The sequence below is a fragment of the Paenibacillus sp. ov031 genome, from assembly GCF_900143165.1.
Taxonomy (GTDB): Bacteria; Bacillota; Bacilli; order Paenibacillales; family Paenibacillaceae; genus Paenibacillus; species Paenibacillus marchantiae.
This window is the reverse complement of record NZ_FRDO01000010.1, coordinates 71,663-85,425: the sequence shown is the minus strand read 5'-3', so window position 1 is coordinate 85,425 and position 13,763 is coordinate 71,663. Positions and strand designations below refer to the sequence as shown.

The window sequence follows — 13,763 nt, the reverse complement described above, 5'->3', positions numbered from 1 at the left end:
ATAAAAGAATGAAGATAAAAGCAGGTCTGTATATAGGAATTGCGATGGTGTTTATTGTTGGAGGTTCACTTCTGGCTGTTAAAGGGAAGGATGCTGTAAGTCAGGCCGAGAGCAGGAAACAAGGCATGCTTGAGGCAGAGCAAACGACATTGTTTTATCAGAATAGTCCTGGGGCGATTGTAGAGGTGGGTGCATCTGCAGGTGACTCCGTGAAGAAGGGAAAGGTGTTATTCAAAGTGAAGTCAGCTGGGGAAGGAGATGTGGATGTACTCGCACCGTATGACGGATTAGTTGACCGAGTTGCTGTAAAGCAGGGAGATCAAGTACAAGCAGGAGTGCCGCTGGCGGTTCTGCAAAAGAAAAATTACTATACGGACCTCTACATCCAGGAAAGTGAAGTTCAAAAGCTTGAAGTGAATCAAGCCATAGATGTTCATTTTCCCTATTTGGATCAGCCAACACAGGTGAGTGGAGTTGTTACTTCCATCTCATCTGCCCCACAATTCGCGAGCTTGCGCATGTCACGGGAAAAGGGGCAAGCCGATCTAAGTATGTTTCTGGTCCGAATATCGATGGATTCGAATGCTGATTTGCTTCCCGGGATGACAGCAGAGGTGAAACTTGATGAAATCACTGATTGACGAGTGGAAGTACGTATCGGGAAGTAAGTATGTTCGATTGATTTTTATCGGCCCGCTTATTGCAGCCTTATTCTTTGGTTTAATGTTCTCGCAGAATCAAATTAGCAAATCGCCAGTTGTGGTCATTGATGAGGATCATAGCGAATATTCACGGCAGTTGATCTCCAAAATAAATGCCTCGCAATATATGAGCGTCAAAAGCGTATATGCGAGCCGAATGAGTCCGGAAACATTGCTTGCCAATGAGCAGGCTGTAGCGGTCATTATGCTTCCCAATCAATTGGGCTTACGTCAACAACAAGGGAAATCGACGAATATCGGCATCTTGATGGATAACACAATGCCCTCGGGGCTAACCGGAATCCGGACCGCGATTCAGGAGATCATCCAGACGGAAAATATGACCCTTTCCATGACACGTCTGATCCAGAAAGGGATGGATGCCGAAACGGCTAAAGGAATCGTGTCGCCGATCTCGCTTCAGCAAAGGATGCTGTTTAATCCAACCTCCAGTTATGTCGGTTTTATGGTACTAGGATTTGTGAATATCGTAGTATTGATGATTACAACAAGTGCAGCGGGCTCGATTGCACCTCGGCTTCGTCAGGAAGGGGAGTTATTTACAAACGGAAGGTCACCTTTCCAGCTATGGGTTAGGAGTGTGCCGTACGCTGTGTTGAGCTCCCTATCGCTGCTCCTATCCTATGGATTGTTAAAGCAGGTGGGGGGAATGCGTTTTGAAGCGGAGCCTTATCTTTTTATCATCCCATTGGTTATTTATGCCTTCGCCTTGTCACTTCTGGGTATGTTGATTGGATACACAGCCAAAGACATATCCAAAGTCAACCTACGAACCAGTTTTGTATTGTATCCTTCCTTTCTAGCTACGGGGATTCAACTAACGCCGCTGGCGTTTCCAGAACCGTTCCAAATTTTCGCATGGGCACTACCAATGAACTGGCTTAACCGCCTGATTCGTGGAATGGCTTTTCGGGACGGAGAGCTTACAGCCTACAGTCAGGAGTTGGGGGCATTGTTAATTATTATTGGCGTTGTGTCCTTGTTCATGGGGTTACTGTTTCTGCGGGAATCGAGGAAAGTGTCTCCAAGCCGCGAACCCCTATTGAATGCAGATATGTTGCCGAGCAGCAGTTAATTGAAAAGATAAGCATTGAAACGAAAACAGACGCACGGGAATCATTCCTGATGCGTCTTTCTGTTTAGATACTGCAGATGACATATAACGATAAAGGTCCTTCTAGCGAAGGTTTTTTATATCGTTTATACTTGTAAGGCCAATTTACTTGAGGAGTTGTCTAACGAATCATGAATAAAAAAGAAGTCGCGCATATACGTAAACAGTTTAAGATGGATCATGATTTACTGAATATTTACGATATACTCAACGTGTATATTACGAAAGAAACGAACGAGATTTATCATTGGGAGCGCCATCCGTTTGAGCTGGTGGATAGAGAGAAACAGGAACTGTACATGGGCAATTTCAAAAAATTGCTGACGGGTGAGCTGGATCAAAAATTGTTTGAGCTGAAGTTCCAGGAGCAAGCGGAGGAGCCGGCTCAGGTGATGCTTCACCAAGCACTGGTAACAGGAGATCCGGAGGAATGGCAGGACCTGATGCTCCTGTTAGTAGAAAGAATGTTGGTGGATGCCAAGTATGAACGGGATATGGTGATCACGTTTGTTCGTGGACAGTATTACTTGCCAACCAAGGCTCGGAACGATGAAGCGGAAGAAAGCGAGAAAAACGAAGTGTTCGCACATCCATTCATTCTGTGCAGTGTGAATTCCACGGAGAAGCAGCGAAAAACGCTCTTGTTTGATTATGTGGAGAGAGAATTTAAGTACAATGTCATTGTAGATCCGGTTGTCAAATTAAGCACCCCGGAGCAGGGTTTCCTGTACCCGAGCGTAACGGACAACTACTCCGATGTGAATCGTGTTCTATATTGCACAGGGAAATCCAATTTCCCGGATCCGCATTTTGTTGAAAATGTATTGAATGGAGAAAGGTCTGTGACAGCACTGGAAGAACGGGCGATCTTCGAAGATATCGTGAAGGAAGTGGCCGGTGAACAGCTCGACTCAGCCACAATTGCACATGTGTACGAGGAGATCAACCGGGTCATCGAAATTAACGAAGAGTCACATGAAGAAGAACCTCCGAAGCTCGATTATAAAGATCTGGAACGAGTGTTGACAGCAAGCGGTATAGAGGACCTGACGTCGGAGAAAGTGGAACGCGCATTTGAAACCATCGTCGACAACAAGAATTATGAAATGAAAGCGACCAGTGTTATGCCGAAGTTTACGTCCAAGTCCATTAAGATTGAAACCAAAGTTGCTACGATTTCGGTTAGCCCACAAGATTTGAGATATGTGAAACAAGTGAATTATCAAGGCAGACGGTGTATCATGATTGAAGTTGACGAAGATGTCGTCATTGAAGGGTTCACGCTTACTTCGGAGACGCTCTAGACGAATTGTGATTCATACGCAGCAGCATGAGGTTCGCATGGAACAGCTGTTATTTATTTGTCGTGTTACTAACCAAAAATTAAGATGGACGGATGGACGTACGGGCCATCTGTCTCTATAAAAGCCCAAGCCTAAGGCAATATCGCCAAGGCATGGGCTTTTTGCTGTTTTAAGATTGTCGCAGCAGTTGTCTGATATCCGCTGCTGGGCTGGAGCCGAGCTCCTCATGAAGTAATTCCTCCAGAACCAGATACTGTCGCTGCGCTTCGGTTCTTCGTCCTAGCGACAGATACAGTAGGATGATCTCACGATGAATATCCTCCCGAATCGAATCAATCTGCAGGATACGTTCAAAATAATACAATGCTCGTAAAGGCTCGCCTTGCTTCGCATGATAGTGAGCAGCGGTCTCCATCGTCATGATGAAATCCAGCTCCAACTGTCTGGACCAAGCGAAGGCCCACTCATAGTGCCTGCCTTGCAGAAGTTCACCAGCGTACAGCATGTCTATTCGCTCGAAGAGCTCAGGACGATGTGCGGATGCCTGACGCATCTGCCGGAATAATACCTCGAACTCGTACAGATCGCAATCGATTGCTTCCCGGTCGATACGAATGCCGTTCCTGTCCTTTAGAATAATCGGCACGTCACTGTTGTCGCCGATGGCACGTCGCACGTAGTACAGTGTGGAATTGATGTTCGTCCAGGCCTTCTGCGGACTGAGGTCCTTCCACAACGTATCGGCTAACGCATCGCGGCTAGTCGATTTTTTATACAGCAAGAATGCGAGTAATTCTTCCGTTTTGGGGGTTCTTAGCTTGAGTGGACTGTCTGTTCCAATTCCGCCATGCACGGTGAATTCACCGAACATACGGACAGTCAGTTTGGGTTCCGCCACGGCTGGTTCAGGAGTTGCCACATAATCGTGAAGCTTCTGCTGCAACCGCTTGATGCTGCGGTTCAGTCGCTCTGCCGTGACCGGCTTGATGACGTAATCAATAACGTCTTTGTCGAAGGCCTGCACTGCATATTCCTCGTATCCGGTCACCAGCACGATTGGGAGCGAAGGGTGATGTTTGCGCAGTTCACCAATGAGGTGCATGCCAGAGATGCGGGGCATCGTAATGTCCAGAAATGCCGCATCGAAGCTATTCTCCACCGCGTAGGCGCAAGCTTCCTCTGGGTCGTGAAACGCACCACACACTTCGACTTCTCCACTTTCTGTAAGAATACGATTCAGTCGCTTGAGCGACAAATCCTCATCGTCCACGATGATGACTTTCATCATGTTTCATAACCCCCGTTCCCATCTATGCCTATACGTTGATTTGGAAGATCAAATGTAATCCGCGTTCCCTCGCCGTCCAGGCTCTCCATCTGAAAATGTCTGCCATACAGCAGCTTCAACCGGCTGGAGATATTCCATAGTCCCACGCCTTTACTACCGTCCGTGGATTGCCGAATTTCGTCCATCCGTTGTCTGGTTATGCCAATTCCGTTGTCCTCGATGGTGAAGCGTGTTTCCGTATCATTCAGATTACGTATGGACAACATGACGCGGCCTCCGCGAATGCTGGACATCAAGCCATGACGAATCGCGTTTTCGATCAGCGGCTGTAGCGTGAGTGGTGGAATGTCCATGTTCCGGTCCACGTCCGCATCCACGTCAATGATGACCTCCAGCCGCGTGCCGAAGCGGGCTTGCTCGATGGCTACATATGCTTCGATCATTTCCAATTCATTCGTCAGGCTAGTTTTGGAATCGAGATGTTTAAAGTGCACGCTGCGTCGCAAGTAGCTTGATAACTGCAAAATGAGTTGTTCAGCCCGATTCGGCGCATCCACGCACAATTCAGCAATGGCATTCAAAGCGTTATACAGAAAGTGTGGGTTGATCTGTGACCGTAAAAAGGATATCTCGGCATCTCGCGCGGCCTGGACGGAGGCCTTCATCCGAGTCAGGCCGCCGATTCGGGCCAGCAATTCCTCTGATTCGAACGGCTTCGACACGAAGTCATTGGCGCCTTTCTCCAAGGCCAGCTTCAACTGATGGGCTTTATTACTTGCCGTCAGCATAAGTACAGGCAGCTCGGAAGGGGAGAAGCGCTTCCTGATACGTTCCAATAATTCATAACCTGACATGTCGGGCATCATGATGTCGGCAATAACGAGATGCACGGTAGGAAGCTTGTCCAGCAGATCTAATACGGAAGGGGAACGTGTGGTTACCGCATAACTGTACCCCTCTAGCTTCAACAGATTTACAATCGTTTGCAGATTAGCGGAGTCGTCGTCTACAACGATGATCCATTCCGATTTAATTCCGTTCACAATCGTTGGCTCTTCGAACCGAAGTAGCCGATTACCGAAACCTGTAGGAGCAATGGCGAGTGGCATAACGTTGGAGTGTTTATCTCCTTTGCCATCCGCCAGAGGAAAGGTAAGGATGAAGGAGGCACCCATGCCGGGCGCCGATTCCGCATGGATAGTTCCGCCATGCAGCTCGACTAACTTGCGCGTAATGCTTAGGCCAAGACCGGTGCCTCCGGCAACGACGGGTCCCGTATCGGCTTCCTGTTCAAATGGCAGGAAGATATGCTCCAGCTTGTCCCGACTGATGCCACGGCCAGTATCCACAATGCGTATCTCCGCTTTACCTTGAACAACCGAAGCGGTGATGCTTACCGTGCCACGTTCTGTGAACTTGATGGCATTGCCAATCAGATTATGCAAAATCTGAATCAAACGGTTGCCGTCCGCATAGATCGGCGGGAAATGCGCCGGAATACGATTGACTAGCTCTACCTTTTTCGATCCAAGTAGGAAGGAGTGCATACGCATGACCGATTCGACGAACGAGGACAGATCGGTCGCAGACCGGTGGAGCGGCACGTCCCCATGTTTCATTTTGGAATAGTCTAGCAATTCATCTACGAGGTAGGTCAATCGTCTTCCACTTCCCGTCACAATCGCCAGATTGTGCGCCTGATTGTCGGTAAGCGGGCCTTCGGCACCTTTGAGCAGGCTCTCACTGATGTTCACAATCGCGTTCAGCGGTGTCTTCAACTCATGCGAGGTATTGGACAGAAAGTCATCCTTCACCTTGTCTAGTAAGAGCAACTGGTCTTTGAGGGCATGGACCGTACGATAGGCTTCGAAGAACCGAAGCACAGCTAGAAACAGCATCAGGATGCTAAACAGGACAATACTGGCCTGTCCGATATTCATATTTTCCTTGAGTGAGATCGAAAAGAGGTTAATGTCCAAGCAATACAGCGTGATGCTGAGCAGAGCTGCATACCACAAAAAAGTAGACAGCCGTTCGCCATGCTCACTGGTCAGGAATTGTAATGCACATTGGTACAGCAACCACACCAGCATCAGCGTATACAGAACGATGACGTAGGGCGCAGCCAGCCCGTAAACGGAAATAGGCAGCAGTGCGATCATGCATATATAAGCTCCGAAGATAAACAGTGTTATAGCTGTGAGCCATCCGGGCAGGATGCCTGTTCTGAATCGGTAAAAGTAAAAGATAATCAGACCGAGACAAGCGACAGAGCAGAAGTCTTTTAATTTATAGAGCGTGCTAAATGAGATATTTGCGCCGACGATGCCCAGTACACGTTCACTGATCATGCCGTTATACAGAGCGTACAGCAGACAGATTAGACCGAGCAGCAGCAGGGAATCGTCCCTGTTCCGGTAGAGGGCAGACCCCAAGTAACTGATGAGGAAGATGATCGAAATGGTAGCTAGCGCTGCCAACGTACCGAGTTCAATAGCTATGCTGGTTTGATGTGTTTCCAACATGGCTGCTTGATCGCCGAAGAAGAGGGGACCCGGAATACCAGCATCCGTGTAATCGTAGTTAGCCACCCGAATCAAAATCTCAATATCGCCACCATGATAGGGGAAAAAGCCGATCTGGGGCGAGTTTCCCGGTTGGTAACCCGCGAATTTCTCCACGGCATGCCCGTCTTCAAGCAGCTTTTCGCCATTGACGAAGATTTCGCTGGCAAAACGAATGTTCATTTTTTTGATAGCCAGTATCCCCTGAACAGGTACATTTTGCAAAACCAGTCGATAGGTGGCGAAGCCATGGGCAGGCAAGTGTTTACCATTCAATTCAAGTCTATTCCACGAACCGGGAACATCTGTATATGCATCAGGAGGTACTTTCGTTTGCCCGACCTGGTTCGCAGATCCCGCAGGAAGCAGCTGGTTCCAGTAAAATTCCCACTCACCGTCCAGCTTAATCCGTTCGTTCTGTTCCGGGTCCCAGGCCGAGAGGTCCAGAACGCCTTGACGGGCATGAAGCACCGCAGATTGTGGTTCTCTAACCGTTGACAGGAGCAGCACGCTAATGGCCAGTACAACAGTCAGGACAACACCTGAAATTTTTAATAACACGAAATGCTGCTCCTTTAGAGGTTGTTCAGAAAATCCATCTTCTCTGTACTAAAAAAACGGAATTTTTGAACACGATCCTTCGGTAGATTGGGAAAAAATCTCTTGTATTCTATCGGCATTGTAGCGGATATCTCTGGGGGGCGCAATCACATTTCGACAATTTTCATCTGTTTATTGCTTGTTTATTGTGATCCTATATACTGCGAAAGCAAGATATGTCGAATGGGATCGGAAAAAGCGGCGAAAGACCTATCTTTGCATGACTATGGGCTGATGGAGTTGAGTGAATGGAGAGAAACATCACATCTTGGCGTTTGCGGCGGCAGATGATTGGCATGATGGCCGTAGTGATTGTTGTGGCGTGTCTAAATGGATATACGGGTTCATCTGTCGCAAAAGCATCCGGAACCGAACAAGTGGCTGTATCGGGGGCTGAAAAAGTGTATCAGTCCGCGGCAAAAGCTGTCTTTTACTTGAAAGCGTATCGGAAGGACGGGACGCTCAAAACGGTAGGTACCGGCTTCCTGATCGGTGATGGTAAAGCACTTACAGCAGCCCATGTTGTGAAGGACGGGGTGTCTTTCGAGGCGGTATATGAGGATGGCTCCATCCAAAAGATTACGGTTATGGGTGCTGACACGGATACCGATGTGGCTCTGTTGTCTGTGCAGGATAGCAAAAAACGTTCGGTACTTACCCTGTCGGTGGACAAGCAACCCGCAAGATATGGGCAACGATCGTTCGCCATCGGTTACCCACTGAAGGATGGCAAGATCATTACGGAGGGCATCGTGAATGCACCAACCGCTGAGGTGAACGATGTCATTCGCTTGCTCACTTCCGCGCAGGTGTCCGCAGGGATGTCTGGTGGTCCTTTGTTAAATGAAGAAGGTCGTGTGATCGGATTAATCTCCGGTTCGTTCCGGACAATGAATGGCATTCATATCTGTGTAACGATCGAAGATATTCGCAAGCTGTTGAAGAAGTCGAATACATAACGGGGAAAAGGGGAATCTCTGCATGTTCAAAAAGTTATCAATCTGCTTGCTTGCTGCCTTGCTGACGTTGACGTCCGTGAGCTGGCCGCATATACCGACCGTTTCCGCAGCTGCGGATTACACGGATATTTATATTCCGAACGGCGGTGGCAAAATAATCAATCGGGAAGACATGTCTTCCTGGAACAATAACTTGAAGAAAGACGAAGCGAACAGCTTTGGGATATTTGCTGGCAAGGCACAGGGAATATCCCTTGATTCAAAGAATGTCAAATCATTGGGACCAAGCTATATGACTTTTAATACGAGTTTTATAATGGATACGCAATTCGTCGGAACGATTAACGTCCAATCCAATCCCTTCCTGAAGCGACTGGCTGAAAGTGGTCAGGCCAAAATGCTGTTGAAAATCAAACGACTTACAGGATCATGGACCATGGCAGCTAATGTGGAGGTTTCCGTTAATGGAGATTCTAAATATAGACAGGCTGCAATGCAATCAGGTAGCTCTGTAAATTCGTCATGGATTTCATTTGGCGCAAACGATACCATTAAAATTTCAATAACAGGATTTAACATAGAAAACATCGATGACATCGAACTGTATTTCGCAGATATCACACCGCCAACATACAACGGCAATACACTGACCCATACCGGCGTGGTTCGCTTCAATGCTGATCCTGCAGTACAGAAGAATGAATTGTTTCTGAAGCAGGGAAGTAGCCTTAACCTGGCGCTGAATTTCAGCGAGCCGGTATTTCCGTCGACTGCAGAGGATGCCTCTGACCGGATTGATGGCAAATTCAGCTTCATGCGTACCGAACTGTTCAGCAATCCGGGTGGAGACGGCTTCGATCCGTCCGTTTATTATCTAACGAGCGCAGATAGCGGATACAGTGACTTTGCGCAGGGTGGACTGGATCGGAACAGTCATGCACGCTCGACATTCAACCTCCGGTATCAGGCTGCGTTAAATGACAGCACAGGTAATATTCCCATTGATCCAAAGCGTCTGATCGCACCCTTCGAGGAGGACCGTCCAACCTTGCTGGAACGATTGAATGCGGCGGGCTTTATCGATGGTGCGGGTAATCCCGTTGCAGCTTTTAATGGCATTGGTACGGTTCCTTTTGCCGATAACGCGAACCCGGGCGGCACGTTCCGTACCATTATCGACGCGCGTGTGCCGCAGTACTCGGCATCCCGCAACGGCGTGCAGCCGGAAGTGTTGACGGGACTTGTGCTGAACAAGGGCGACGTTGTTGATTTTACCGTGTACCTTAACGAACAGGTGATCAGCGCGTTTACCCCGACCGAGGATACACGACTCAAGTTTGCCAACGGTTTGACCGCAGCATATGTCGGCGGCCAGAACACGAATACATGGACGTTCCGTATGACGGTGCCAGACGGCAAAAGTATCGAAACGTCATTGCTGGAGACAGCTGCTTTGGAGCATGCCAGCAATCCCGGCGATGGGAAGGCGCTGACAGACTATGCCGGCAACGTGCTCACAGAGCCGGTCAAGAAGATTGATTGGGCCGGATTGTCCGTAGATAACACGACGCCTGAAGTGAATTTTGTCTATGAAAATCAGGACGGCGAAATTATTCCCGAAGGGCAATACGTGGGGAATGGATCGTTTACAATCCATGCATTCGATCCCGACTTGAATGGTCAGACAAGTAAAGGATTGTTCCGACCTGGCAGTGGTTCGGGTCTTGTATATTATGTGCTGAACCAGAGTCCGGATGATCCCTTCGCGGGACAAAACGACAATTTTGCTGCTGTGAAACGTTATTCCCTGACGCAGAAGCAGCCTTCCGAAGAGTTGTATACATCTGGTTTCCAGGACGTTGTACTGTCTGCCGGACAGAATGGCGTGAAGGTAGAACTGCCGGACGACGGCACAGGCTTGAACGGGAACTGGTATTTGCATACATGGACTGCGGATATGAGCTGGGACTCGGCTCGTCAGCGGATGCAATATGACAAAGGGAGCAGTGAACGTGCAGCTTACCTTGCCCAGCATCCGGATGCGACACCTGCCGAGCTGGAGGAATATTATCGCTCAAGTATTCTGCCCAATCTATCCGATTACGGAAATACAACACAGTGGCCTTTGGCCGATTTCAAACATGATGATTCCAATTGGTCTTATCATGTCGGCTTGTTGAAGATTGACAACGATGACCCAAACGTCGAAGTCGCGAACGTAGTGGACAATAATTCCGACAATGTGAAGATTACGGTTAAGGCTGCCGATCCGACTTCTTCTATTAAAAATAACAAGGTTCAATACCAGTTCGTGCCAGTAGGTAAGAACCCTGTTGCTTCCGGTTGGCAGAATGCCGCGCTGAACGCACAAGGCGAAGCTGAGATATCGACATTGAACGATCCGGCGATCTTAAAAGGTGGACAATACGAGCTGCATGCCAAAGCCGAGGACGTGGCTGGCCATTCAGCTATTGCCGAGCCGAAAGCGGTCGATGTGCTCGTCATCTCAACGAAATTCAAGGCCTATCCAGGCACCTATGCAATCAATGACGGACCCGACTTCACTGTAGCTGGTGTGCCAATCGATAAGATTGAATATCAATACACGGAAAGCTCCGAGCGTCCAGTGGGCAACAGCAAATGGGCTGCTTTTGAGGATGCACCGAAGGAAACAAAGCTGGGGGATGTATCCGCCGAGCGCTACAGCTTCCCAGCCGACAAAACGTTGAACGGGACCTGGTACGCCCACGTACGCATCAAACAGCAGGATACCGGACGTTTTTACTACTATTATCAGGAGTACAAATTCGACCATTTGCCACCTGTTACGAAATTCGGTTCACAGGGTTATCTGTATCCGATGCCGGAGCAGACGGTACAGATTGATGTGTCTGACACACTGGTGGATTTTAACGGTGTTGCAGCCAAGAACATTCGTTACCAATGGATCAGGGTGGTTGACGGGCAAGACGAGAAGGAACCAGATCCGGAAGGCAAGGGCTGGAGCGTGTCCCCTGCGGATCGTTTGATTACATTGCAGGTAGACAACAAAAAGGACAACGGTAATTACCGTCTATACGTCCATGCCAGCGATAGCTTGGGTAACAGTAAGCTTTACCACACAAGTGGTCTGTTCTCCGTGTTTTATCTGAGCAGTGAACCACCTGTTGGCAGCGCGCGTTTGATTCGGACAGAAGGTCCAGGAGATGACGGGTACACCGCCATTATGGAACTGACGGTTGATGTGCCGGCACAAGAAGGTTACTTCTATTCCGTTTCCACTAATGGCGGGGACAATTGGAGCACTTGGCTGCCTTATACAAACTATGTGGGCGTTCCTGTTGACACGAACGATTCGGGACAACTCAAGTTACAGGTTCGGGTCAAATTCAAAGGTTACTACGACAATATCAGCGATATCGTAACACCTGAGATCGAGCTCAAGGATGACCCTACTTATGGTCTTGCTTCACTGGAGCAGATCATGCCTGTTCGCGGAGGCGAGAAGGTACAGGATGGTGGGCAGAACGAGGGACAAGAGATCCTGTTCGACCTCGTTGATGGCAAGACCGTGAAGCCAACGAACAGTAATCCGGAAATGCCGGAAACGCTGGAGGCGAACAAAAGATTCAAAATATACCGCAACGGAAGCTACTCCTTCACCGTGAAGGATGGCAGTAATACAGCAACCGTGTTCATCGTAGTCTCCAACTTCGATGATACGCCGCCAATGGTGAATGTGAAGTATTCCACGATTGCGGCAACGAACGGCACAGTTAAAGTAAGTCTGCAATCGAGTGAACCGATCCGCATCACGAATCTGCCGACGTCCTCCAGAACGTTCCGGGAGAACGGAGAATTCACGTTTGAGTACGAAGATGCGGTTGGCTTTACGGGCAGTGTGACGGCAACGGTGAGCAACATCGATACCACGCCGCCGGAAGCAGATATTGTCATGCATTACAACCATCCCGATCTCAAAGCGTTGATCCATTACGGTAGTGGTACTGTCGTCGTGGATAGCGCAGGTGACGGATACAATGCAAACGGAGAATTTACTCATTTCGCAGCACCGACAACAAGCAACGTGATCGCGTCTAATCTGATCGTGGCGCAAGTGCTGCCGAAACAGGGACAGGTTCAGGATTATCAGGTGGTCTCCAATAGCTCGGGCACGAATCAATCCTCATTGGTCATGACTTCGGGCAGTAAAGCACGCTTCTCGCTGGCAGATGCCGCAGGGAATAATGCGAAGCTGGAGTCCGAAGCCATTACAACACTTGTTGGATCGATCCCGGCTGTAGAAGAGATCACGATGGTTCGGGTAGACAACGATGGACAGATCATCGATGACAGCAAACTGGTGCAGATCGGGGATCAGGCATACTCCAAAGGAAAAGTACGTGTGGGTCTGGTTATGCCATCATCTGTGGTGGAAGGCAATACGATCTATGCCGGGGCAACTCCGGTGTCGGGCTTCAGTGCCGATTACGCCAGCAATGGCGAGCATTCGATCTTGCTTTCAGACGCACTTGGCAACAAAAAACAGGTCAACTTTAAGATTAGCGGTCTGGATAACACGGCACCAACGATCCGTCTGAACAAAGCATCCACCACGGTTCTGCAAAACAAACCAGGCTTCGATCTGGTCACGGATCTGGGTGGATACACAGTGAGCGATAATCTCACATCTGCGGAGCAGATTCAGGTGACCGCTGCGGAATACGTTCTGGAAGGTGGACAATACGTGGAGAAGCCACTGAACCTGAAGATTACGGGCAAACACACGATTCGTTACACGGCGAAGGATCAGCTCGGCAATGCAGGCTATGCGCTGCAAACGGTGTACGTTCGTTCAACGGACGGTATGTTCGTTACAGCCAACGGCATTCCGCTTTCGGATACGGAATCCGAAACAGCGATCGTAAATACAGGTACCGTCACATTTAATGTGAGTAACTTCCGTACGATCGAGACTGCGGGCGGAACCAAGCTGGAGAACGAACTCGGCACGTATGACATTTATTATTTCCCGGGTCTGGTACGTGAAGGACAGATGAAATACATTGCGACCAGAGTGACCTATAAGGAACTGATCAGCAAAGATTTCAAGGTAACATTGCCCAAAGCGGGATGGTACACAATCATTGTGCAGAATCAGGAGCGCGAACGCGTATACTCCACGCTGCTCGTTAATCGGGCCAATTAGAGA

General features: G+C 48.9%; 7 protein-coding genes. 5 read left to right on the top strand and 2 right to left on the bottom strand.

The window, feature by feature from the left end:
• Positions 1–8 precede the first annotated feature (8 nt).
• The 3 genes from BUA17_RS28260 (at position 9) to BUA17_RS28250 (ending at position 3,140) form a co-directional block, all read left to right on the top strand.
• Complete coding sequence (locus tag BUA17_RS28260; RefSeq protein WP_072735690.1) at positions 9–641, top strand: biotin/lipoyl-containing protein; 633 nt, start codon at positions 9–11, stop codon at positions 639–641.
• Positions 625–1,797, top strand: coding sequence for an ABC transporter permease (locus BUA17_RS28255; protein ID WP_072735689.1), 1,173 nt, complete (start codon positions 625–627; stop codon positions 1,795–1,797). Before BUA17_RS28260 ends, BUA17_RS28255 begins: the two co-directional genes overlap by 17 nt.
• 170 nt (positions 1,798–1,967) lie before the next feature.
• Positions 1,968–3,140 carry a DUF4317 domain-containing protein gene (locus BUA17_RS28250; RefSeq protein ID WP_072735688.1) on the top strand — a complete coding sequence of 391 codons (1,173 nt, stop codon included), beginning with the start codon at positions 1,968–1,970 and terminating at the stop codon, positions 3,138–3,140.
• 169 nt (positions 3,141–3,309) lie between these two features.
• Here BUA17_RS28250 and BUA17_RS28245 read toward each other — a convergent pair whose 3' ends face one another.
• Both BUA17_RS28245 and BUA17_RS28240 read right to left on the bottom strand, forming a co-directional pair.
• Positions 3,310–4,428 carry a response regulator gene (locus BUA17_RS28245; protein ID WP_083584895.1) on the bottom strand — a complete coding sequence of 373 codons (1,119 nt, stop codon included), beginning with the start codon at positions 4,426–4,428 and terminating at the stop codon, positions 3,310–3,312.
• Entirely contained in the window at positions 4,425–7,553 is a 3,129-nt protein-coding gene (locus tag BUA17_RS28240; RefSeq protein ID WP_072735687.1) for an ATP-binding protein, read from the bottom strand. Before BUA17_RS28240 ends, BUA17_RS28245 begins: the two co-directional genes overlap by 4 nt.
• Before the next feature lie 287 nt (positions 7,554–7,840).
• Here BUA17_RS28240 and BUA17_RS28235 point away from each other — a divergent pair, with 287 nt between their 5' ends.
• Both BUA17_RS28235 and BUA17_RS28230 read left to right on the top strand, forming a co-directional pair.
• Positions 7,841–8,551 (top strand): S1 family peptidase, encoded by a 711-nt coding sequence (locus BUA17_RS28235; RefSeq protein WP_072735686.1) that lies wholly within the window; start codon positions 7,841–7,843, stop codon positions 8,549–8,551.
• Positions 8,552–8,573: 22 nt separating this feature from the next.
• Positions 8,574–13,760 (top strand): hypothetical protein, encoded by a 5,187-nt coding sequence (locus tag BUA17_RS28230; protein ID WP_072735685.1) that lies wholly within the window; start codon positions 8,574–8,576, stop codon positions 13,758–13,760.
• Positions 13,761–13,763: the final 3 nt, after the last annotated feature.

Excerpts from the sequence above, each read along its gene's own strand:
- BUA17_RS28260 (WP_072735690.1), top strand. The coding sequence starts at position 9 with ATGAAGATAAAAGCAGGTCTGTATATAGGAATTGCGATGGTGTTTATT.
- BUA17_RS28255 (WP_072735689.1), top strand. The coding sequence starts at position 625 with ATGAAATCACTGATTGACGAGTGGAAGTACGTATCGGGAAGTAAGTAT.
- BUA17_RS28250 (WP_072735688.1), top strand. The coding sequence starts at position 1,968 with ATGAATAAAAAAGAAGTCGCGCATATACGTAAACAGTTTAAGATGGAT.
- BUA17_RS28245 (WP_083584895.1), bottom strand. The coding sequence starts at position 4,428 with ATGATGAAAGTCATCATCGTGGACGATGAGGATTTGTCGCTCAAGCGA.
- BUA17_RS28235 (WP_072735686.1), top strand. The coding sequence starts at position 7,841 with ATGGAGAGAAACATCACATCTTGGCGTTTGCGGCGGCAGATGATTGGC.
- BUA17_RS28230 (WP_072735685.1), top strand. The coding sequence starts at position 8,574 with ATGTTCAAAAAGTTATCAATCTGCTTGCTTGCTGCCTTGCTGACGTTG.